23 protein-coding genes are annotated in these 21,445 nt (G+C 42.2%); 1 reads left to right on the forward strand and 22 read right to left on the reverse strand.

Features of this window, described 5'->3' with window-relative positions; translation table 11 throughout:
- Positions 1–38 precede the first annotated feature (38 nt).
- The 3 genes from FAR12_RS07860 to spoIIQ form a co-directional block, all read right to left on the reverse strand.
- Positions 39–341 carry a DUF4212 domain-containing protein gene (locus FAR12_RS07860; protein WP_126408098.1) on the reverse strand — a complete coding sequence of 101 codons (303 nt, stop codon included), beginning with the start codon at positions 339–341 and terminating at the stop codon, positions 39–41.
- A 143-nt stretch (positions 342–484) separates the two neighbouring features.
- Entirely contained in the window at positions 485–667 is a 183-nt protein-coding gene (locus FAR12_RS07865; RefSeq protein WP_246010341.1) for a hypothetical protein, read from the reverse strand.
- 471 nt (positions 668–1,138) lie between these two features.
- The gene (spoIIQ, locus tag FAR12_RS07870; protein ID WP_126408102.1) at positions 1,139–2,020 is read right to left on the reverse strand and encodes a stage II sporulation protein SpoIIQ; all 882 of its coding nucleotides are present in this window, start codon (positions 2,018–2,020) and stop codon (positions 1,139–1,141) included.
- A gap of 156 nt (positions 2,021–2,176) precedes the next feature.
- On the opposite strand from spoIIQ, the gene FAR12_RS07875 reads away from it, so the two are divergent.
- Positions 2,177–2,554, forward strand: coding sequence for a VanZ family protein (locus FAR12_RS07875; RefSeq protein ID WP_126408104.1), 378 nt, complete (start codon positions 2,177–2,179; stop codon positions 2,552–2,554).
- A gap of 81 nt (positions 2,555–2,635) precedes the next feature.
- Here FAR12_RS07875 and FAR12_RS23365 read toward each other — a convergent pair whose 3' ends face one another.
- From FAR12_RS23365 to atpG, 19 genes are all read right to left on the reverse strand, one after another.
- Positions 2,636–2,800 carry a hypothetical protein gene (locus FAR12_RS23365; protein WP_170972134.1) on the reverse strand — a complete coding sequence of 55 codons (165 nt, stop codon included), beginning with the start codon at positions 2,798–2,800 and terminating at the stop codon, positions 2,636–2,638.
- Positions 2,801–3,036: 236 nt separating this feature from the next.
- Positions 3,037–4,053 (reverse strand): stage II sporulation protein D, encoded by a 1,017-nt coding sequence (gene spoIID, locus FAR12_RS07880; RefSeq protein ID WP_126408106.1) that lies wholly within the window; start codon positions 4,051–4,053, stop codon positions 3,037–3,039.
- 224 nt (positions 4,054–4,277) lie between these two features.
- Positions 4,278–5,582, reverse strand: a complete 1,305-nt coding sequence (gene murA, locus FAR12_RS07885; RefSeq protein WP_126408108.1) for a UDP-N-acetylglucosamine 1-carboxyvinyltransferase — start codon at positions 5,580–5,582, stop codon at positions 4,278–4,280.
- Between the two features lie 32 nt (positions 5,583–5,614).
- Positions 5,615–6,361 (reverse strand): YwmB family TATA-box binding protein, encoded by a 747-nt coding sequence (locus FAR12_RS07890; RefSeq protein ID WP_126408112.1) that lies wholly within the window; start codon positions 6,359–6,361, stop codon positions 5,615–5,617.
- Between the two features lie 347 nt (positions 6,362–6,708).
- Positions 6,709–6,945, reverse strand: a complete 237-nt coding sequence (locus FAR12_RS07895) for a DUF1146 family protein (protein WP_126408114.1) — start codon at positions 6,943–6,945, stop codon at positions 6,709–6,711.
- A gap of 304 nt (positions 6,946–7,249) precedes the next feature.
- Positions 7,250–8,785, reverse strand: a complete 1,536-nt coding sequence (gene nuoN / locus FAR12_RS07900; RefSeq protein ID WP_126408116.1) for an NADH-quinone oxidoreductase subunit NuoN — start codon at positions 8,783–8,785, stop codon at positions 7,250–7,252.
- Positions 8,786–8,790: 5 nt separating this feature from the next.
- On the reverse strand, positions 8,791–10,278 hold the full coding sequence (locus FAR12_RS07905) for an NADH-quinone oxidoreductase subunit M (RefSeq protein ID WP_126408118.1): 1,488 nt from the start codon (positions 10,276–10,278) through the stop codon (positions 8,791–8,793).
- Positions 10,275–12,143: an NADH-quinone oxidoreductase subunit L gene (gene nuoL / locus FAR12_RS07910; RefSeq protein WP_126408120.1), complete on the reverse strand. Its 1,869-nt coding sequence runs from the start codon at positions 12,141–12,143 to the stop codon at positions 10,275–10,277. Before nuoL ends, FAR12_RS07905 begins: the two co-directional genes overlap by 4 nt.
- An 82-nt stretch (positions 12,144–12,225) precedes the next feature.
- Positions 12,226–12,540, reverse strand: coding sequence for an NADH-quinone oxidoreductase subunit NuoK (nuoK, locus tag FAR12_RS07915; protein ID WP_126408122.1), 315 nt, complete (start codon positions 12,538–12,540; stop codon positions 12,226–12,228).
- Positions 12,537–13,058 carry an NADH-quinone oxidoreductase subunit J gene (locus FAR12_RS07920; protein WP_126408124.1) on the reverse strand — a complete coding sequence of 174 codons (522 nt, stop codon included), beginning with the start codon at positions 13,056–13,058 and terminating at the stop codon, positions 12,537–12,539. Before FAR12_RS07920 ends, nuoK begins: the two co-directional genes overlap by 4 nt.
- A complete protein-coding gene (gene nuoI / locus FAR12_RS07925; protein WP_126408126.1) occupies positions 13,055–13,480 on the reverse strand; it encodes an NADH-quinone oxidoreductase subunit NuoI in 426 nt (141 codons plus the stop codon). Before nuoI ends, FAR12_RS07920 begins: the two co-directional genes overlap by 4 nt.
- Positions 13,481–13,544: 64 nt before the next feature.
- A complete protein-coding gene (gene nuoH / locus FAR12_RS07930; RefSeq protein WP_126408128.1) occupies positions 13,545–14,546 on the reverse strand; it encodes an NADH-quinone oxidoreductase subunit NuoH in 1,002 nt (333 codons plus the stop codon).
- Positions 14,546–15,646, reverse strand: coding sequence for an NADH-quinone oxidoreductase subunit D (locus FAR12_RS07935; RefSeq protein ID WP_126408130.1), 1,101 nt, complete (start codon positions 15,644–15,646; stop codon positions 14,546–14,548). The genes nuoH and FAR12_RS07935 overlap by 1 nt, the downstream gene beginning before the upstream one ends.
- 3 nt (positions 15,647–15,649) lie before the next feature.
- Positions 15,650–16,888 carry an NADH-quinone oxidoreductase subunit C gene (locus tag FAR12_RS07940; protein WP_126408132.1) on the reverse strand — a complete coding sequence of 413 codons (1,239 nt, stop codon included), beginning with the start codon at positions 16,886–16,888 and terminating at the stop codon, positions 15,650–15,652.
- 3 nt (positions 16,889–16,891) lie between these two features.
- Positions 16,892–17,368, reverse strand: coding sequence for a NuoB/complex I 20 kDa subunit family protein (locus tag FAR12_RS07945; protein WP_425456151.1), 477 nt, complete (start codon positions 17,366–17,368; stop codon positions 16,892–16,894).
- A gap of 26 nt (positions 17,369–17,394) precedes the next feature.
- Positions 17,395–17,769, reverse strand: a complete 375-nt coding sequence (locus tag FAR12_RS07950) for an NADH-quinone oxidoreductase subunit A (protein ID WP_126408136.1) — start codon at positions 17,767–17,769, stop codon at positions 17,395–17,397.
- Between the two features lie 711 nt (positions 17,770–18,480).
- Positions 18,481–18,882, reverse strand: coding sequence for a F0F1 ATP synthase subunit epsilon (locus FAR12_RS07955; RefSeq protein WP_126408138.1), 402 nt, complete (start codon positions 18,880–18,882; stop codon positions 18,481–18,483).
- Between the two features lie 22 nt (positions 18,883–18,904).
- The gene (gene atpD, locus FAR12_RS07960) at positions 18,905–20,326 is read right to left on the reverse strand and encodes a F0F1 ATP synthase subunit beta (RefSeq protein WP_126408140.1); all 1,422 of its coding nucleotides are present in this window, start codon (positions 20,324–20,326) and stop codon (positions 18,905–18,907) included.
- Positions 20,327–20,570: 244 nt separating this feature from the next.
- Entirely contained in the window at positions 20,571–21,428 is an 858-nt protein-coding gene (gene atpG / locus FAR12_RS07965) for an ATP synthase F1 subunit gamma (RefSeq protein ID WP_126408142.1), read from the reverse strand.
- Positions 21,429–21,445 lie beyond the last annotated feature (17 nt).

Raw genomic sequence — 21,445 nt, forward strand, 5'->3', positions numbered from 1 at the left:
TGTGATACCCCCTTGTTTTAAACGTTTCTCTTATAAATTTAGTGATTCAAAGTAGAGCCTGCACTAATTTGCTCATTTTTGCTTTCATCGATGCCGTATTTTTGATCCAACTTGTCTCCAAGCTTTGCATTCACAAAGAGCAGGATAATAAAGGTTAATACCGCTCCCTGAGCTCCCATGTAATAGTGCAGTGGGAAGCCAATGAATGTCGCATTGCTTAACGGCTCAGCAAATAGAACAACACCATAAGACACAATAAACCAAATGATAAAATAGATCACAATATTGCGGGTTTTCTCGCGGAAATAACGGTCTGCTACTTCCTTTTCAATTTTCTTCATGCTTTCACCTCCAAAAAAATTTACCCCTTGCGGCTTTAGAAAGTAGACATAGTTGTGGCGTCCCCTTTAAACGTACCTCCTCTCATTGATTGGATATCTATAATTCTTTCGAAAGGCTTGTTTAAGCGCTTTCAAACGAATTATCAATTGTTCAGGCTGAAAATGAATTTGATTGTGTCTAGGAAGGGTAGTGGTACAAGGGCAATTTGGACGATAAAGTACAGAAAGATAGTTAGGAATGGGATTACTAAGAAGATCGTCTTTTTCCTACGTAATGCGAAAAAGAGACAAATTGCTGAAATGATGAGAAAGACAAGTACTGTCATCAAATTCCCCCTTTGATAATTTGTTTAGTTTATTAAATATTTAGAAAATTACATAATATCATTATCTATGTAAACCGTTTCAAGGTCAAGCAATTAAAATTAGGGGAAATTGTCGAATGTGTTACTTTAAAAAAGAAGGCTCTGCTAGGATCATTGTTAATTTTTTGATTTTCGAGAAGTGTACTCATTTAACCGGAGAAATTCCGTCTATTTAGATAGATGAATGCATATTGGGTGAAATTGGAGTAGATTTTCCGCTTAAATAACCTAAACGGCCTTAAAAACATGGAAATGGATAGCTTAACCGAAAGAAATCCGTTTATTGGTGGGGGGAATAGGTTAATTTCTTAATTTAGCCGGAACTTTTCCGCCTATTTTTCACATCACATAAAATCAACACCCACTTTTACAGTGCTAAACAGAAAAAACCCGCAATCACAAAGGCTGCGGGTCTTACATTACATATTATGATTATGCACCAGCAGATTCAGAGTCAGTTTCATTCGTTGTAGACTCATCATCTGTCTTTTCTGCATCTGTGCCCTCTTCATCTGTTGTTGCATCTTCGTCTGTAGCTGATTTGTCTTCATCAGGAGCTACTGTAGATGAATCATCAGCTTTGCCGCTATCATCTACTTCTTCTTCAGTACTAGTAACCTTTGCTTCTTGTAAAGAACTTAATGGCTTGTTGAAGTAATCAAGTGGATTAACTGCTACATCGTCCTTGCGAATTTCAAAGTGTAAGTGTGTACCAGCTTCTTCATTCAATAAGCTCTTACCTGCTTTTGCAAGTGGCTGACCTTGTTCTACTTGGTCTCCAACCTTCACATCAATGTCTGTAACTGATTGATATTGTGTTACAATACCCTTATCATGCTCAATTTCGATTACGTTTCCAAGTAAAGAATCATCTGTTACATTCGTTACTGTTCCACTTAACGCAGCTAATACGTCAAATGTTTCTCCGTTTTCCTGAGTAATATCAATACCAGTATTCGGACGATACGTGTTGTCGTAGAAAACTAATGCTGCTTCTTGCTCTTCATCCGTGCCATCGTATTCATAGAATTGCTTTTGAATGACGACAGCATCTGGATCCTTCACAGGCATTGAGAAGTTTTCCATTGATCTGTTTACTTCGAGTGCAGGCTCATCGTATTTTTTGCCTGAAAGATCAGTAGCTTCGTAATCGACTTGGTCATCAGTTGCATTGTTGCTATTTTGGTACCAAAGAACCGCGGTTAGAATGATTGCAGCACTTGCAAGATAAATTGCTGGGTATACCCAACGCTTTTTCATGAAGCGCTTCAACTTTGAATCTTGAGAAGATCGTTTCTTTTCTTCCTCTCTCATTTATCATCACCTCAGCAATCATTCTGAACAGATCATGATAAATATATACATTCTCGGAAAAAATTTTTTTTGTCTTATTTTTCGACAACGACTTTGAAATTATTCATGTAGGAGGAAATTTTTTTGAAATTCTTTGTAAAATGGTTACTGCGGCTGATGCCGTTCGCGTATATGATTTTGATTTGGACTCTATCGAGCATGCCTGACAATGCCGTTGTAGAGCTTCCAGACTCTGCAGTGGACAGCTTTGTCAAAGAGTCCCTTCATCTTGTGGAGTTTGCGATTTTGTATTTGCTGTTGGTAGCGGCTTTGCTGACAACAGGAAGATTTTCTTTTAAGCTGAGCTTGATTTGTGCAGTGATCGCGGCGGCTTACGGCTTACTTGACGAGATTCACCAGTCGTTCGTTCCTGCGCGCTCTGCAACGGTCATTGACTTCGTAAAGGATGTTACCGGAGTTGTGGTGGCGAGTTATTTTGTAATGCGTGGATATAGGAAGCATGGCTTTGAGCGGATAATGGGGTATTTTAGATAGGTGGTTTAGTTCGGGGGCTCTAAACGGAGTTTCCGTTTGTACGCCAAGTTAGAGGCGTTTCTACCCGACATGACCTACAAATTAGGTTTGCACGTCAAGATATGGCCGATTCCGCTCGACCTGACCGACAATTCCTGTTTGCACGCCAAGATTAGGGCTATCCTGCTCTTCCTGACCGACAACCCCTGTTTGCACGCCAAGATTAGGACTATCCTGCTCTTCCTGACCGATAAACCTAGTTTGCACGTCAAGTTAGAGGCTTTTCTGCTCTTCCTGACCGATAAATCTGATTTACACGCCAAGATAGAGAAGGATTCTACTCTTCCTGACGGACAAATATTTGATTACCTATTTTCAGAGGCTCTTCCATAAAGATCCACAATCAAATAAGAAAAGCTGTTCTCCAAAAGGTTCTAACCTTCCGGGAACAGCTTTCTTTTTTATCTGCTCTTTCTTACCGGACATTCCCCTAAAATGTCCGTCTAGCGACTTGCTGTTATTTTTGTCAGCAGCGTCTTCGTTGTGTCAATCGTTGCCCCGTTGTAGTAGTACTGAACAATCTCATCATATTTCTTTCCTTCTTGTGCCATACCGTTTGCACCATATTGACTCATGCCCACCCCATGGCCGTTTCCTTTTGTATTAATGACGATCTTGTCACCTTTTCTTTCCCATGTGAAATCCGAAGACTTCAGTCCAAGCCCTTCTCGTACTTCTTTTCCCGTTAATTGCTTCCCATTGATATCGACCTTAGCAACGCGATTCCCTTTTGTTCTTTCAAGTATTTTTCCTACTTCTGCGGATTCACCGATCTTAACACCTAACTTCTTCTCAAAATCAGTGACCTGGATAATCGTTTGGCCATGAAACTTTTCCGTATTTACATCCCAAGGACTTTCCACACTTTTTAAATAGGGCAGTGTCTCTTGAAAATAATCCTCTGAATTCTCCGTATATCCATTACTCGTCGAAAAGAATGCGGCATAAATCGGATCTCCCTCAAAGGTAAGAATTTGCCCACTCGTCGCAGCAACCGCTTCTTTTATCTTCTTAATCCTCCACGAGTATTCTTTGCCCCATTGCTTCCGTAGCTCTTCATCATTTTTATATACTTGATTGTTTTCAGTATCCGATATATCTGCATCTATTCCTTCAGGCACCTCTGCCTTTGAGCCTGACATTAACCAATCCACGGTATACGTTCTCGCCGATAAGGCCTGTGCCTTTAGGGCTTCTAATTCAAAGTCTGCTGGCATCTCTGCGGCAACAACGCCTACAAGATACTCTTCTAGAGGAAGCTTTTCAACTTTTTCCTGACCGGAACGATAGACAGCGACCTCTACAGCAGGCTGGGTAGCGTCTACCTCAACTTTAGGAGTCGCTTCCACTTCATTTCCTGAACTTTTTTCCATAAAAGGGAGGACAAGTAATGTCGGAATCATGATGGTGACAACAAATAGTACTGCAGCTAATAGTGCGAATGGTTTCATTTTTATCATGTTAGAGCCTCCATATGTAATTTGGTCAAACCTACTTCTATACATATGGCGCCTGTCTTGCAAATATGTCACAAAAAAATAATCATCTTATATGCATAAGTTTTTCTATCCTAAACCACAATATCTTATGTTAGACAAATATCATTGGTGGAATCTTCCTTTAAAAAGCACAAAAAAACCGCAAAAATGGAGATCCATTTCACGGTTTTTCGTCTAATCCTATATTACGCGTTTAAATCGTAAGCTGCTGAGACTACTTCTGCTTCTTCTACCTCAGAGTAGCGCTCGATGTCAGCTCCCAGTCCTGCAAGCTTGAGGTGGAAATCTACATATCCACGGTCAAGATGCTTTAATTCTGTAACGCGAGTCGTTCCGTCGGCCACTAAGCCTGTTAAAATTAAAGCGGCAGCTGCACGTAGATCAGTAGCAGCTACTTCTGCACCTTGTAGGTTTGCAGGGCCATTTAAAATAACTGAACGACCTTCAATTTTAATATCCGCGTTCATGCGACGGAATTCCTCCACATGCATGAATCGATTTTCAAAAACAGTCTCAGTGATCATACTTGTACCTTGAGCATGCAATAACAACGCCATCATTTGCGACTGCATGTCAGTTGGGAATCCAGGGTGAGGCATTGTTTTAATATCCACTGCCTTTAACTTATCTGGACCGATTACACGTAGACCATCTTCTTCTTCTTCGAACATAACGCCCATTTCTTCCATCTTAGCAATGAGGGAAGTTAAATGTTCTGGAACTGCTCCTCTAACCAACACGTTCCCGCCTGTAATTGCTGCAGCAACCATAAAAGTTCCAGCTTCAATACGATCAGGAATAATGTTGTGGTCAGCACCAAACAGAACGTCTACTCCTTCAATACGGATCGTTCCTGTTCCAGCACCACGTACCTTCGCACCCATTTTATTCAAGAAGTTTGCGAGATCAACGATTTCTGGCTCTTTTGCCACGTTCTCGATGATTGTTGTTCCTTGTGCCAACGTAGCAGCCATCATAATGTTTTCAGTTGCCCCAACACTTGGGAAGTCCAAGTAAATCTTGGCACCCTGCAGGCGACCTTCTACTTCTGCTTCGATAAATCCGTTACCAACCTTTACCGTTGCACCCATCGCTTCAAAGCCTTTTAGATGTTGGTCAATCGGTCTTGAACCAATTGCACAACCACCTGGCAATGCTACACGTGCACGGCCTAGTCTTGCAAGAAGTGATCCCATTACTAAAACGGAAGCACGCATTTTACGAACATATTCAAAAGGTGCTTCAACTTTTAACTCTCTAGATGCATCGACAGTGACTTCGTTATTTTTAAACGTCACATCGGCGTTTAAATAGCGTAATACCTCATTGATCGTGTATACATCGGAGAGAGTTGGCACATCACGAATTACGCTTTTTCCGTCACTTGCTAATAGTGTTGCGGCAATAACTGGCAAAACTGCATTCTTTGCTCCTTCAACTTTTACAGAACCGCTTAGCCTTCTACCGCCGCGGACGATGATTTTTTCCAAATGTATTCCCCTCCGCGTCCAATTTCTCTATATTAATATTCAATCGTAATGATTGGTGTGCCAACTACAAGGGTAGTCTGTGCGCCCAACCTTTCAGTTCGAATTCCTAGCTGTAAATTCATTTCTTTATCATTGGTTGTTAACCCATCTGCGAATAATGGCGAATAAGCCGATGTGGAAACAAAGTTTTCTTCTTCGATGGATTCCATCTCTTTCGCCTCGAATAAATCAAGGATTCGATTTACCGTAAAAGGCAAATTTGTATTCATCTTATCATTGAATTCGCCTTTTATACAAGAGAAAATTGTGGTATTTTCCCGAAAAATGTCAGAAAACGTTCCCTTTAGGTCCTCTTTTATAAATTGCTCTGTTTTTTCCGTAAAATTCTTACCTTGTACCTCATAAATGATGTAAGTTTGTGGATTTTCCATTGTGAGGGTAGATAAAATTTGAATGTTCTCTTGAAAACCTTGAGAAGATGCCTTTTTTGCAGTTGCTTCCCATTTATCTGAAGTAGAGGTTACCTGCCATGTCCAGTCTGGAAATTTCGTTTTGAGGGTTTGGACATATTTTTGCACATCCTCTAACTTACTTGTTTCGATTTTTTCTCTTGCATGTAGAGACCATCCACTGATATCTATATTCTCACCTTGTAAAACTGTCACTAGTGTCAGAAGGTCCTCTTGTCCCTTTGCCTTTACAAATTTATCTCCTGCGAAAAAAAGTGATGTTCCTATAACTGCAATTAATGCCAAAATTGCCATGATTTTTCTCTTCATCTCTCGTCTCTCCTCCCCTTAATACCATTGTTACCAAGTCGGGGATTAGCATACTCGAGAGTTGTCGTCACTTTTTGACATTTATGCTAAGCTTTTAAAAATTCACCTAGGTTGTGCAGATTCACACAAACTGAATTGTACATAAAAAGAATCTAATTAGGAAAGGTATAAAGGGCTATCTTTGTAAGTTTATTTACCCCATTTTACACAAGCTTAAAGCACTAAAATTTCACAATAAATCGTTGTTTTACTTGGTTTTTCGATCCTTTTTGCTCATTGATTCACGTACATTACAATTATGGGACAATTATTAGGGAAAAATGTCGTAATTTACACCAGTAGGTAGCTTACTGAAATATCATTGGCAGTTGCTGGGACCAAAGCAAATAATCCAGGAAAAAATTGCTTACGCTAGAGCCAATGACAATGGATAACAATATGAATAACAAGCGCGCCTGAAACACATGGCTTCCACGAATGAACTTTTCGTAATTGATGCTTTGCAACGCCCACCAAGCTAACGCAATAAAGACAAGATGTGAAATAATGCTAATGAGTGCCTGGTCTCCAAAACCTGAAATCATAAAAAAAATGCCTCCTTATAATCACACTGCCTTCTATTATACCATTCGGGAGGAATCTCCTCTTATTGGACGTAGAAAAAAGTAAAAAGTTGCAGATGTAGGCTGAAGTTTTTTGAGGGAATAGATGTTTTGGGGTGGGGTGGTTGGTTTGTGTAATTTTGTCGGAAGATGTTTGTTTAGTTTTTTGGATGGATGTTTCGTCTTGTGGATCAGAATCTCTCAACTCCAAAACAAAAAGAAGGGGCCCCTTTTCCCCTTCTTTTTCGGTAATGCTATATACAAGCCCCTTGTTTGACTCCCATCCTTATTGCAAGAAATCTGAAAACCCTTCAAAGTTCGTGTGGAAGAAATCGAGTGCGATATTTGGAAATAAACCAAATACAATCGTGGCTACCACACAAATCACAAGCGCCACACCAAGTCCGATCGGCATTCTAATTTTTCCACCATCCGCTTCTTCCGCTGCAGCTGGTCTAAAGAACATCTGCGTGAGTATGCCGAAGTAATAGAAATACGAGATAACCGTGGTCGCAATCATGATAGATGCGAGCACGTAATGTGCTGGATCTGACGCTAAGGCCCCAATAAAAATGTTCAGCTTTCCGATAAATCCAGCTGTACCTGGGATACCTGCCAACGACAGAATGAACACACCCATTGCCAGCGCTAGCCATGGTGCCCGCTTATACAATCCAGCAAAGGCTCCGATATCTTCGTTGTCTGTATGCTGTGTTAGCAATTGAATTACCGCAAATGCTCCCACATTCATAAACAGATATGCTCCTAAATAGAACCATAATGCATCATACATGAATGAAGACATCGCCGTCACCGCAACAAGCAAATACCCTGCATGCGCGATACTCGAGTAAGCAAACATTCGCTTAATGTTACGCTGTCTTAGAGCAACGACATTTCCAATAATCATCGTTGCCGCTGCAAGAACCGCGATGTAGTCCTGCATGCCAACCAAGAAATTGGTCATCTTCGCAACTCCAGAATTCCCTGCAAATGCATTTCCAAAAACCGTAAGCAAAATCCGAATCAGGATCACAAATCCAGCTGTTTTCGAAACAACACTCAAAAATGCTGTAACTGGAGTTGGTGCACCTTGGTACACGTCTGGTGCCCACATATGGAATGGAGCCGTTGCCAGTTTGAACGATAATCCCACAAAAATCATGAAGAAGGCAATGCCTAAAATGTAGATATATTGTGCATTAGCGAGAGTTGGCAAGACGTTTGTCATTTCGATCAAATTCGTTGTTCCAGTCAATCCGTACACATAACTCATTCCGAACAGTGTAAAAGCCGTTGCAATTCCACCGTTCACCACGTATTTCATCGCAGATTCATTGGATGGCAGATGCTTTTTCCGAATCCCTGCCAAAATGTAAGAAGACAGAGATAAGAGCTCCAATCCAACGAACAATGTGATTAAATCACCACTGGATGCCATCATCATCGCACCTAATAGTCCTGCTAAAAGAAGGTAGTAGAATTCCCCTTTGTATTCTTCCATTCCTTCTTTCGGCTTGTAACTTAGAGCGAGAAGCATTACAAGTGCTGCACCAATCAACAGTAAAATCTTAAATGCTTTCGCGAATCCGTCTAATCTAAATGTATCGTATAGAATCGAGATAGGCTCAAGACCTACCAAATTGATTAAAGACGCTAACGCGAGTAAAATGCCGGCAAAACCGATCCAGCCAAATATTTTTCGATCCAAATGCTTTGGTGCAAAAAGGTCGACAATGGATAGAATGGTGGCAACTCCGAGAATGATGAATTCCGGTGCCATCGCGCCCCACTCAAACGATAATAAAGTATCCACATCCATTCAAATCAACCCCCTAACCCAAGCATGATAGTCTCAAGTGTGGCTTGTAGCGGTTCGCTTAGTACACTTGGGTAAACACCAATTAACACAATCAGTGCTAGTAAAACGAGCACTGGCACAAATTCAACTGACTTTATATCAGTGATTCCTGCAAATTCACGACCTGCTTTTCCGTAGGTCATGCCAAGTACCGCTCGCAATAGGTAAACAGCTGTCATAATGATGCCGATACAACCGATTGCAGCGACTACTGGATGTACCTCAAACAATCCGAGGAAGGCCATAAATTCGCTGACAAAGCCGGACATGCCTGGCAATCCTAGCGATGCCAGTGCCCCTGCTAGTAAGAAGCCTGAAGCAAGCGGCATTCCTTTTGCCATTCCACCAAGATTCGCAATCGTCGAGGTCTGGAATCGTTCGTAGAAGACGCCGACCAAGAAGAAGAGTAAAGCCGAAATCAATCCGTGGGAAACGACTTGGAAAATTGCTCCTTGGATACCTGCTTCATTTAATGCCCCTAATCCAATCAAGACAATTCCCATATGGGAAATCGATGAGTAGGCAAGAACCATTTTGAAGTCCGTTTGAATGAACGCTAAGAATGCTCCGTATAAAAGGTTCACGACTCCAAGAATGGCGAGCAATAAAGCCAATGATTTGAATTGCTCTGGGAAAATTCCAAAGCCAAAGCGAATCAAACCGAATGCCCCAATTTTTAATAAAATCCCTGAGTGAATCATTACGACAGATGGCGGTGCTTGTACGTGCACGCGCAACATCCATGTATGCAACGGGAAGATTGGTAGCTTCACACCAAATGCGATTAGAAGCGCAATCGCTAAACCCATTTTCAACGATTCAGAGATTGGTGAAGGAGTATTAGCATCCTCGACTGCCATCAATTGCGCCAAGTCACTAATATTTGCGGTACCTGTTCGCGCAAATAAAACCATAATGACAATCAGTAAGATGGCAGATCCTAACCCGTTGTAGATTAAATAGCTATATGCCCCTTTTTCTTTTTCAAAATAGCCCCATTTTCCGATTAGGAAGAACATCGGGATCATCGTAATCTCGAAAAAGATGAAGAAGAGCACGAGATTTTGTGCTGCAAACACTCCAAGCATGCCAATCTCCAGTAAAAGAAAGAGCATGAAGTAACCCTTCCATTCTTTTTTAATATGAATGGAGGCAATCGCAGCGAGTGTCGAAACTATAGCTGTTAAGACGATTAAGATGAGCGAGAATCCATTTAGTCCTAACTCATAGTCGATTGCATACAAGCTAGCGTCTGAACCAAAATGAATCCATTCCTTCACTACATCGTATTTCGTTAAGTCCTCTGTCCCAAAAGCAATGAGTGCAAGCACTAGGGCTGGCAAGGTTGCTAAGAATCCAACTAGCTTAATTAAGGATTCCTGTGTTTTCGGTAGTAACGCCAGTACTAAAATGCCAAGTAGCGGGGAGAACACGAGTATTGATAAAAAGCTCATTTTAAGTACCCCCCTGCTAAGACGTAAACGACAACTAAAACCGCTAAGCCAACAAAGGCTACTGTTCCGTAAGCTTGAACCTGACCGCTTTGGATTTTCGAACCTGTTTTACCAAGCCCATGTACAATTCCGGCCACGCCTTTGACGATTCCTTCGACAACGAAGGCTTCGATATAGCTCAAAAGAACTGAAACACCTTTTGTTGTTTTTACAACAGATAATGCGTAAAACTCATCAAGATAGTATTTGTTGTAAAGCATGTTGTAAGTTGTTGGCATCCGCGATGATAGCCAATCGCGCTCCAAAGATTTTTTCCCGTACATGAGCCATGCTAGGAAGATTCCAAGTAAAGATACAAGCGTTGCAACGATCATAATCCAAATCGGACCTTCTGTATGACCGTGTCCTAAAGCTTCATTTCCTTCCACTAGCCAATCGCCAAGGAATGTTCCAAACCAGGGTGTATTGAAGTAACCTGCGACTACCGCAAGAACTCCTAACACAATCATCGGCACTGTCATGACTTTCGGTGATTCATGAACATTTTTCATCTCACTGCGGGCTTGCCCTGTAAATACCATGAAGAACAGGCGGAACATATAGAACGCCGTAAAGAACGCGGCAATCACAGCTAGCCAGAACAAGACAGGGTTGCCATTTGCCCAAGCGGCAATGAGAATTTCGTCTTTACTAAAGAATCCTGATAATAACGGAACTCCACTTATGGCAAGTGTCCCGATTAGGAAAAGCGGACCTGTTAGGCGAAGCTTTTTCCATAAACCGCCCATCTCTTCGATGTTTTGTGTGTGCACCGCGTGGATGACACTACCAGCTGCGAGGAACAATAAGGCTTTGAAGAACGCGTGTGTCATTAAGTGGAACACACCAGCCACATACCCTGCTGAACCAAGCGCCAACATCATATAACCGAGCTGGGAAACGGTCGAGTAAGCGAGTACTCTTTTAATATCCGTTTGAACTAAACCGATGCTTGCCGCAAAAATCGCGGTAAATCCACCGACTACGGCCACTGTCATGAGTGCTGTTTCGCTCGCTGTAAAGAGCGGGAATAGCGCAGCCACTAAGTATACACCGGCCGCAACCATTGTCGCAGCATGGATTAAAGCCGATACTGGTGTCGGACCTTCCATCGCATCTGGCAACCATGTATGTAACGGAAACTGACCGGATTTTCCGACAGCTCCGATAAATATCAGAATCGCTGTCAGCGTAATGATTCCTGCTGAAATTGCTCCTTCTTCGACTGCTAGAAAAATAGCATCATATTCGAAGCTACCAACTTGCCAGAATAAGAGAATCATTCCGATCAGGAGTCCCACGTCCCCGATACGGGTCATAATGAAAGCTTTTTTCGCTGCTGCCTTCGCTTCTTCCTTATAAAAATAGAATCCAATTAAGAGGAAGGAACCAACTCCAACGAGCTCCCAGAAAATATAAGTTTGCAGTAGATTAGGAGAAACGACGAGTCCTAACATTGCAAATGTAAATAATCCTAAGTACGCATAGAAAATGTGAAAACGGTCATCACCATGCATGTAGCCTTTTGAATACGTATGAACGAGAAAGCTAACAAGCGATACGATGACGAGCATTAACGCATTTAATTGATTGACTTCAAAACCCGCTGTTAATTGCACATCCCCTATTGCAAGCCATGTTGCTTCGGCTTTATACGTCGGGTGGTTGAAGCGATCAAACAACACCACCAATGAGTAGATTAAAGAAAGAAATGTCAGCACCATTCCAACGTAGCCACTGTTTTCCTTTAATCTCCTCCCAAATAGAAGAAGGAACAAAAATGAGATAAGCGGGAAAAGCGGTATGATCCATGCATTCTCCATCAATATCACAATCCCCTTTTAGAACGCACTACTATGCTCTGCGCGTTTGATTGGGCCCGCCTTTGATGCGGGTCGTAGAAAATTTTTAAGATTTAAGGTCATTCATTTCATCAATATTAACGGTTTTCTTGTTGCGGTAAAGGGCGATTAAGATCGCTAGTCCTACTGCCGCTTCTGCTGCAGCAACCGCAATCGCAAATAAGGCAAAGACTTGACCTGTAATAGAAGGAATCATGCCGAATTTGCTAAAAGCTACTAGATTAATATTGACGGCATTCAGCATCAATTCTATTGAAATTAATACGATGACCGTATTTCTTTTTGTCAAAGCACCGTATAGACCGATGCAAAACAAAATTAAAGCAAGGGTTAGGTAGGCTGAAACGGGAACACTACTCATTCCTTATCCGCCTCCTTCTTATTGTCATTTTTCGCTAAAATGATCGCGCCGATCAATGCGACTAAAAGCAAGACAGAGGTTAACTCAAACGGAATGATGTATTTGGAATAGAGCGCCATCCCGATTTGCTCTGTATTGTTTTCATGTAAAGTAGTTGCTTGTGGGTTGAAGTCTAAATTATAAATGCCAATGTAGACTGCAACGCCAAACCCTAGAACGCCTAAGAAAAGAAAGATTTTCTTGAGGGTTCCACCTTTGGGCTCGCTCGTGTCGTTATGTCGAGTCAGCATGATTCCAAATAGCATGATAATCGTGATGGCTCCTGAATAAATCAGCACTTGAACAACAGCTACGAATTCTGCTGAGAGTAGCACGTAGATTCCTGCAAGACTGATAAACGTGAACACAAGTGCGACGACCATATGCACGACTTTCGTCAAATTCAGTAAAAGCACACCACCGATGACTGCGACTAAAGCGAGACAAAGAAACGCTAATAATTCACCAGAAAAGGTCATGCCTTATTCACCTTCCGAACATTCTCGTCATTTTCATCGAGCCATTCTAGATTTTTAAATAAATCATCGCGACTGTATTCAGCAAGCTCAAAATTATTCGTCATGACAATGGCTTCTGTAGGACAAACTTCTGTACACAAGTCACAAAGGATACAAATTTCAAAGTTGATGTCATACGTATCGATGACTTTCCCTTTTTTCGTCGGATCCGGATGCTTTTTCCCCGTTAATTGAATGCAATCCGTCGGACAAATATTGGCGCATTGATTGCAGACAATACATTTTTCCGGGTAAAACTTCTGGATGCCTCGGAAACGATCGGGTAATGGAATTGGTTGTTTCGGATAATCGTAAGTTGGCTTATCCTTCGTTAAGTTTTTCAGGGTATACTTTAAACCTTTTGCTAATCCAAACCCAAGCATGTTCTTCACCCCTTTTTACATTTTACTCCCATGACTAAACCCCTCACAGTGTGGTACCTGCTACCTAAAATAAGCTTTTGATGATGGCAGTGAGGAAGATATTGGCGAGTGCGACTGGTAATAATACCTTCCAGCCGAATTCCATTAGTTGGTCCGCCTTAATACGTGGGAACGTGCTTCGGAACCATAATAAAATGAATATCACTAGACTAAATTTCAGTGCAAACCAGACAGCACCTGGGATGAAGTCCAGGAATGAGAATAATGGCAGCCAACCACCTAAGAATAGAACGGTTGTTAAAGACGCCATCGCAAACATATACACGTACTCAGAGAGCATAAAGAATGCCCATCGGAATCCTGAGTATTCAACAAAGTATCCAGCAATTAGCTCATTTTCCGCTTCTGGAAGGTCAAATGGAATCCGGTTCAATTCGGCCACTGAAGCAATGAAAAAGACGATAAAGCCAATCGGCTGAAGGAGGATATACCAGACATTCTCCTGTGCTGAAACAATTTCGTTGAGGTTTAAGCTGCCGGTTAAAAGAACGACGCCGAGCACGGACATGACTAACGGAATTTCATACGAAATCATCTGTGCTGCGGCACGCATTCCACCAAGTAACGCGAATTTGTTGTTGGATGACCAACCTGCCATCACAACTCCAATCGTCGTTAGCCCAGAGACAGCAATATAATAGAGCAGTCCGACGCCAATATCAGCAAACTGTAGCTTATCCGTAAACGGGATTGTCGCGATGACCATGAAGGATGGCGCAAACGCGATCACCGGTGCTAGAATAAACAACGGTTTGTCCGCTAATTTCGGGATCGTATCTTCTTTTAATAAAAGCTTCAGAACGTCTGCAACAGTTTGCAGTAATCCCCATGGGCCCCCAACCTGATTCGGTCCGTAGCGCATCTGCATAAAACCCATTACCTTCCGCTCTGCTAAAATTGCATATGTAACAAAACCAAGTATCACTAATAGTAAAACGGCACCGAGGACAAAGAAAATGACAAAGTTTAATAGACCAGCTTGATCATGTAATAGACCCTCAATCATTAGCCGTCCACCTCCCCTAGGATGATATCTACTGCTCCTAGAATGGCAATTAAGTTTGAAATGCTTTCTCCCTCAAGCAATTTCGGGAGGATTTGCAGGTTATAAAAGGATGGCCTTCTAAATTTTAGACGATATGGCTCTTTTTTACCATCACTTGCAATGTAGCAGCCGATTTCTCCACGAGGAGATTCGATTCGAACAAAGGCTTCTCCTTTTGGTGCTTTAATGATTTTTGGCACCTTCGCGAGGATCGGTCCTTCTTCCGGAAACTGCTCGACGCATTGCTCTAATATTTTCAAAGCTTCCTCGATCTCGGCAAATCGGACATGGTAACGAGAGAGAACATCGCCTTCTTCGCGAACCGGTACATCAAAATTGAAACGGTCGTAAATGGAGTATGGCTCATTTTTACGAAGATCCCACTTCACACCTGTACAGCGAAGATTTGGTCCACTTAGAGAATAGTTCAAAGCATCCTCTTTCGTGTATTTTCCAATCCCTTTTACACGGTTAAGGAAAATTTCATTGCCCGTTACAAGGTCATGATAGCCCTTGATTTGCTCGCGCATATGAGGAATGAATTCTCGCACCTTATCAACCCAACCTTCTGGTGCATCCCATTTGACGCCGCCAACACGCATATAGTTGAAGGTTAAGCGAGCTCCTGAAAGTTCATTTAATAGATTAAGAATCATTTCTCTTTCACGGAAAGCATAGAGTAGTGGACTTGTCGCTCCTAGGTCAAGGACGAATGTGCCCCACCAAAGCAAATGGCTTGATACACGTCCTAGTTCCATTGCCATTACACGTAAAAATTCAGCGCGTTCTGGTACTTCGATTCCCATCATCGTTTCAACAGCGTGACAGATGACGTAATTGTTGGTCATCGCTGAGACATAGTCCATCCGATCAGTGTAGGGAATGATTTGTGTGTATTGAAGGTTTTCCGCCAGCTTCTCTGTTCCACGGTGAAGGTAGCCGATGACCGGCTTTGCTTCCTTAATCGTTTCCCCGTCGATTTTTAAAATGAGTCGAAAAACACCGTGCGTACTCGGATGCTGAGGTCCTACGTTCAAAAGCATTTCTTCTGTTCGTAACACTCTTTACACCTCCACATCATACGGTTCATAGTCTTTTCTAAGCGGATGACCAACCCATTCTTCACCAAGCATGATCCGGTGTAAATTCGGATGATTATGGAATTGAATTCCTAGTAAATCATAAGCTTCACATTCAGGCCAGTTCGCACCTGCCCAAAGGGTAGACAAAGATTCAATAGCTGGTTCATCACGGTCCAATTTCACTTTTAAAGCAACAGATTGACTGTTTATGTAGGAATACAAGTGCACATACACTTCCATATGCGTTTCATAGTCAACCCCGTGCAGCTCTGAAAGATATTCAAAGCCGAGTTGCTCGTTGTATTTGAGGAATTGCGCAATTTTATAATAGTATTCACGCTTCGCCACGAGTGTTGGAACATCCTTGGAGAGTCTATTAATATAGGAATCTTCTATAACATCCTTCCCTAAGTGCTCCTCAATGACTTTCACGTATTTATCAAGATAAGGCTGATTGACTGAAGGTTTGACCTCTTCTGCCGGTGCTTCTGCTGTCTTTCCTGCAGCAGCTGCCCTTGCTTTTGCGGCTGCGGCTGCTTTTGCTTTAGCGGCAGCAATTGCTTTCGCCTTTTCGTCGTCACCAGCTAGAGCTGAATCGGCACCTTCTTGTTTTGCTTTTGCTGCAGCTTTTGCCTTCGCGGCTGCGGCGGCTTTCGCTTTAGCAGCGGCAATTGCTTTAGCTTTTTCATCATCGCTCGCTGGTGCTGTTTCTGTGCCTTCCGCTTGTGCCATTCGGGCAGCTTTCGCTTTCGCGGCTGCGGCTGCAGCGGCCTTTGCTTTGGCAGCAGCGACGGCTTTTTTCTTTGCTAAATCTATATCTTCTTCTGCAGCTGATTCAGGCTCGGCTGGTGCTTCTGCTGAAGCTTCCGCTTGCTCCATGGCTTTCTTTTTCGCTAGCGCGGCGGCTTTTGCCTTAGCTGCTGCTGCAGCCTTTTTCTTCGCCATATCATCATCTTCTGCTGCTGATTCAGGTTCGGCTGTTGCTTCAGTTGCTGATTCCGCTTGCTCCATCGCTTTCTTTTTCGCTAGCGCGGCAGCTTTTGCTTTTGCCGCTGCAGCTGCTTTTTTCTTCGCCATGTCTTCATCTTCTGATGCAGGTTCAGCTGGCTTTTCAGCTGCGGCTTCCTTATGCTCCATCGCTTTTCTTTTTGCTAGAGCCGCAGCTTTCGCTTTTTCAGCCGCTTCTTTTTTAAGTTGTTCTAAATCTTTTTCCCCGCTCATCGATTAGATCACCCTCTTCCCGGTTTTCGCCTCGTAACGGATCTTTTCTTTAAGTTTATTAATTCCATAGATTAGGGCAGCTGGGTTTGGTGGGCAACCAGGAATATACACATCCACCGGTACGATTTGATCCACACCTTTTACCACAGAATAGGATTTAACATACGGTCCACCCGCAGTTGCACAAGACCCCATCGCAATAACCCACTTTGGTTCTGCCATTTGGTCGTATAGACGTCTAAGGATTGGCGCCATTTTCTTTGTCACCGTACCCGAAACAATCATGACATCGGATTGACGCGGTGAGTTACGATAAAAAGTACCATATCGGTCTAAATCGTAATGGGCACTACTAGACGCCATCATTTCGATGGCACAACAAGCAAGCCCGAATGTCATTGGCCACAATGAATTACTCCGAGCCCAACCTTTTATTTGTTCTAATGAAGCCATTAGTACGGAACGCTGCACTTCTTCCATTTCTTCTGGTGAAATATTCTCTAATTTTAAATCCATTTTAGCACCTTCTTCTTCCATGCATAGACAAGTCCGATAAGTAGCATGAATACGAAAATTAGCATTTCAATGAGCGCAAAGATGCCTAATTTTTCATAGGCAACAGCCCATGGATACAAAAAGACTGTTTCCACATCAAAAATGACAAATAACAGGGCAAAAATATAGTAACGAACATTAAATTGAACAAGTGAATCATTAAATGGATCGTTACCGCTTTCGTATGTGGTATATTTCGCTTCCGACGGTACATTCGGACGTAACAGCTTGGCTAAAAAAAGCGCCACCACAGGTAAAATTACCCCGAGACACAGAAACACTACTACAATCAGATAGTTATTCTGATATAAGTTAAAAAGTTCCATACCCCTTCCCCTCCAAAGTCGTAAAACTTTTCAAAACTTTACAATTTGTAACCGAATTCATTATAACATTGTTAGAATCTGGTGTCGACAAAGCCTGGAGACTTTTAACAACTGATCTTCTAATCTATTTTTTTGAAAAAAGGAATGCTTTTTTCGGTGACTTTCCTCCTTTCTCTCTAATTACTATTTAATGGTAGTTTGCATCGTTTGTCTGTGAGTTTTGTCAAATTTTGTTCAAATTTGCAGAAATCTTAAAAATAAGGCTCTTTTCGCAAACATTATTGCTTCTAGCTATCAATTTTTTAAATGAATAGTAATAGTGCCTCTTAAACTCATTATCAAGTAGCGAAAAGTGCCTTGCAAAAATAATATGTTGCACTAAAGCACGTATGAGGTGTAAATGTCGGCTTTAGGACATTTACGAAAAAAAACAATAAGCAACGAATTAACAGGGTAAAAGAGATTAAAAAATGACCTCGTCTTATATAATTATTGGATTGGTTTGGAGAATATGAGGATGTCTTACAATTTCTGAAAATGTGGATGAAATTACCTTTTTTTGTGGTTGGCGCGAATGTTTAAATTGCCCTTCAAGATGAAGTTCTGAATGGGTATATTCTCACGAAGAGACTGAAACCACTGAAACAGAAAACTTTCCCAATTGAAAAAAAACACCTCCCAGCAATACACTGGAAGGTGTTGGTTCATCGATTATTTGCCCGCAACATCTAAGCGGTTGATCGCTCTTTTTAGAGCAAGTTCTGCACGTTTGAAATCAATATTTTCCTGCTTTTGCTGGTGTAAAAGATTCTCTGCGCGTTCCTTTGCTCTCAATGCACGATCGACATCGATGTTATCTGATACTTCAGCAGCTTGAGCTAAGATCGTTACTTGTTCAGGTCGAACCTCAAGTAAGCCACCACTCACTGCAACATATTCTGTATTTCCGCCCGAAATTAAGCGAACGGCTCCTATTTGTAACGGTGCAACCATCGGAATGTGCCCAGGTAAAATCCCAAGCTCACCGCTTAGAGCTTTTGTGCTGACCATTTCCACATCTGATTCATACACCGGGCCATCGGGAGTAACAACACTGACTTTAATCGTCTTCATTTTTTACCCTCCTGGTCCTAGATTAGACCTCTACGCCCATTTTCTTTGCATTCTCGATGACGTCTTCGATACGTCCAACAAGACGGAATGCATCTTCTGGAAGGTGGTCCCATTTGCCTTCAAGAATTTCCTTGAAACCTTTAACAGTTTCTTTAACAGGTACGTATGAACCTGGCTGTCCAGTAAACTGTTCAGCAACGTGGAAGTTCTGAGATAAGAATACTTGAATACGGCGTGCACGTTGTACAACAAGCTTATCTTCGTCAGAAAGCTCATCCATACCTAGCATTGCGATAATATCTTGTAATTCTTTGTATTTTTGTAGAGTTGACTGAACTTCACGAGCTACCGCGTAGTGCTCTTCTCCAACGATATCTGGTGACAATGCACGAGAAGTTGAAGCAAGTGGATCCACCGCAGGGTAGATACCCATCTCAGAAAGCTTACGCTCAAGGTTTGTTGTTGCATCTAAGTGAGCGAATGTTGTTGCTGGAGCCGGATCCGTATAGTCATCGGCAGGTACATAGATCGCTTGGATAGATGTAACAGAACCTACGTTAGTAGATGTGATACGTTCTTGTAATTTACCCATTTCAGTTGCAAGAGTTGGTTGGTAACCAACGGCAGACGGCATACGTCCTAAAAGAGCTGAAACTTCCGAACCTGCTTGCGTGAAACGGAAGATGTTATCCATGAAGAATAGAACGTCTTGTCCTTGCTCATCACGGAAATATTCAGCCATTGTTAATCCTGTAAGAGCAACACGCATACGTGCTCCAGGTGGCTCGTTCATTTGTCCGAATACCATGGCAGTTTTCTTGATTACGCCTGAATCCGTCATTTCGTGGTAAAGGTCGTTCCCTTCACGAGTACGCTCACCAACACCAGCGAATACAGAGATACCACCGTGTTCTTGTGCGATGTTGTTGATTAATTCCTGGATTAAAACGGTTTTACCTACACCGGCACCACCGAATAGACCAATTTTTCCACCTTTGATATATGGAGCAAGTAGGTCTACTACTTTAATTCCAGTTTCAAGAATTTCAACTTCAGTTGAAAGTTGTTCGTATTTAGGTGCTTCTCTGTGGATAGAGTCACGACGAATATCAGTAGGAAGTGGTGCGTCAAGGTCGATATTGTCACCAAGTACGTTGAATACACGTCCTAATGTAACGTCCCCTACAGGAACAGAGATTGGTCCACCAGTGTCAACAGCTTCAGCTCCACGAGTTAAGCCGTCAGTTGAAGCCATTGCAATAGTACGAACCGTATCATCACCTAAATGAAGGGCAACTTCAAGAGTTAAGTTGATAGCAACTTCAGATTCGTTACGCGCTTCGTTAACGATTGTTAATGCGTTATAGATTGCAGGTAGTTGGCCGCTTTCGAATTTCACGTCAACAACCGGACCCATAACTTGAACAACGCGTCCTTTATTCATCTTATTCCCTCCTAATCACGTTCTCATAGCAAATGGGGTAGGAAGTCGGACTTCCTAACCTCCAATAAAATTTATAGTTCTTAGCACAAGCGACAAATCAAGCCGCCTCCGCTTTTCATACTGTCTAGCTCCAGCGGCTAGCCCCTCGAGGTCGCTTCAGCCCAGATGCTGAAGTTAAAGTACCAACTTCAACCTCTGGCCTTCCAGCGCTTGTCGGGGCTGAGCAAGCCGCCTCCGCTTTTCTTTATTCCAACGCTGCAGCTCCACCGACGATTTCGGTGATTTCTTGCGTGATGGCAGCCTGTCTTGCACGGTTGAACAAGAGGCTGTATGAATTGATTAGCTCTTTTGCATTATCGGTTGCATTTTTCATCGCTAACATTCCCGCTGCATGCTCTCCCGCTTTACTATCTAAAAGGGCTCCGAAAATTAAGCTTTCTGCATATTGAGGAAGTAATACTTCTAAAATCTCTTCTGCTGAAGGCTCAAATTCATAGCTCATAGGCTTTTTAGAAGTTTCAATATCGGTGAGAGGTAGAATTTTTTTCTCTATAACGTCATTTTGAATTGGATTGACAAAATGATTATAGAACATATACAGTTCATCAAACGCTCCGTCAATAAACATACCAATCGTCTTATTTACAGTGTCTTTCACCTCAGCAAATGTTGGCTGATTGGCGATTCCTGTTAAATCAAGGGCAATATTCATATCGCGCTTTTTGAAAAATTCACGTCCTACTTTTCCAAGCGAAATGATGACATACTCATCCTTTGATTGATGACGTGCGTTAATACCTTGCATCGCTGCACGCAACACATTGCTATTAAACGATCCCTTAAGTCCACGTTCAGCAGTAATAACCAAATAAGCCGTTTTCTTCACTGGACGCTTCACTAACATTGGATGGGCTGCATCACTGCTACCAAGCGCAACGGATGCTGTCACCTCTTGGATTTTCTCCATATAGGGTACAAATGCCTTCGCGTTCTGTTCAGCTCGGGTAAAGTTGGATGCTGCAACCATTTCCATTGCTTTTGTAATTTGGCTCATCTTCTTAGTAGAAGTGATTTTATTTTTTATATCGCGTAATGATCCCACAAGTTCTCACCACCTTA

It is taken from the genome of Bacillus yapensis (assembly GCF_005280205.1).
GTDB classification, from domain to species: domain Bacteria; phylum Bacillota; class Bacilli; order Bacillales; family Cytobacillaceae; genus Robertmurraya; species Robertmurraya yapensis.

Bases quoted from the DNA above. Each gene is read 5' to 3' on its own strand.
- FAR12_RS07890 (WP_126408112.1), bottom strand. From the start codon at position 6,361: ATGAAGAGAAAAATCATGGCAATTTTGGCATTAATTGCAGTTATAGGA.
- atpD (WP_126408140.1), bottom strand. From the start codon at position 20,326: ATGAATAAAGGACGCGTTGTTCAAGTTATGGGTCCGGTTGTTGACGTG.
- FAR12_RS07920 (WP_126408124.1), bottom strand. From the start codon at position 13,058: ATGACCTTTTCTGGTGAATTATTAGCGTTTCTTTGTCTCGCTTTAGTC.
- nuoK (WP_126408122.1), bottom strand. From the start codon at position 12,540: ATGAGTAGTGTTCCCGTTTCAGCCTACCTAACCCTTGCTTTAATTTTG.
- FAR12_RS07875 (WP_126408104.1), top strand. From the start codon at position 2,177: ATGCCGTTCGCGTATATGATTTTGATTTGGACTCTATCGAGCATGCCT.
- FAR12_RS07940 (WP_126408132.1), bottom strand. From the start codon at position 16,888: ATGAGCGGGGAAAAAGATTTAGAACAACTTAAAAAAGAAGCGGCTGAA.
- FAR12_RS07905 (WP_126408118.1), bottom strand. From the start codon at position 10,278: ATGAGCTTTTTATCAATACTCGTGTTCTCCCCGCTACTTGGCATTTTA.
- nuoN (WP_126408116.1), bottom strand. From the start codon at position 8,785: ATGGATGTGGATACTTTATTATCGTTTGAGTGGGGCGCGATGGCACCG.
- spoIIQ (WP_126408102.1), bottom strand. From the start codon at position 2,020: ATGAGAGAGGAAGAAAAGAAACGATCTTCTCAAGATTCAAAGTTGAAG.
- FAR12_RS07865 (WP_246010341.1), bottom strand. From the start codon at position 667: ATGACAGTACTTGTCTTTCTCATCATTTCAGCAATTTGTCTCTTTTTC.
- FAR12_RS07860 (WP_126408098.1), bottom strand. From the start codon at position 341: ATGAAGAAAATTGAAAAGGAAGTAGCAGACCGTTATTTCCGCGAGAAA.
- FAR12_RS07950 (WP_126408136.1), bottom strand. From the start codon at position 17,769: ATGGAACTTTTTAACTTATATCAGAATAACTATCTGATTGTAGTAGTG.
- nuoH (WP_126408128.1), bottom strand. From the start codon at position 14,546: ATGATTGAGGGTCTATTACATGATCAAGCTGGTCTATTAAACTTTGTC.
- FAR12_RS07945 (WP_425456151.1), bottom strand. From the start codon at position 17,368: ATGGAAGAAGTGCAGCGTTCCGTACTAATGGCTTCATTAGAACAAATA.
- spoIID (WP_126408106.1), bottom strand. From the start codon at position 4,053: ATGATAAAAATGAAACCATTCGCACTATTAGCTGCAGTACTATTTGTT.
- FAR12_RS07955 (WP_126408138.1), bottom strand. From the start codon at position 18,882: ATGAAGACGATTAAAGTCAGTGTTGTTACTCCCGATGGCCCGGTGTAT.
- FAR12_RS07895 (WP_126408114.1), bottom strand. From the start codon at position 6,945: ATGATTTCAGGTTTTGGAGACCAGGCACTCATTAGCATTATTTCACAT.
- nuoI (WP_126408126.1), bottom strand. From the start codon at position 13,480: ATGCTTGGGTTTGGATTAGCAAAAGGTTTAAAGTATACCCTGAAAAAC.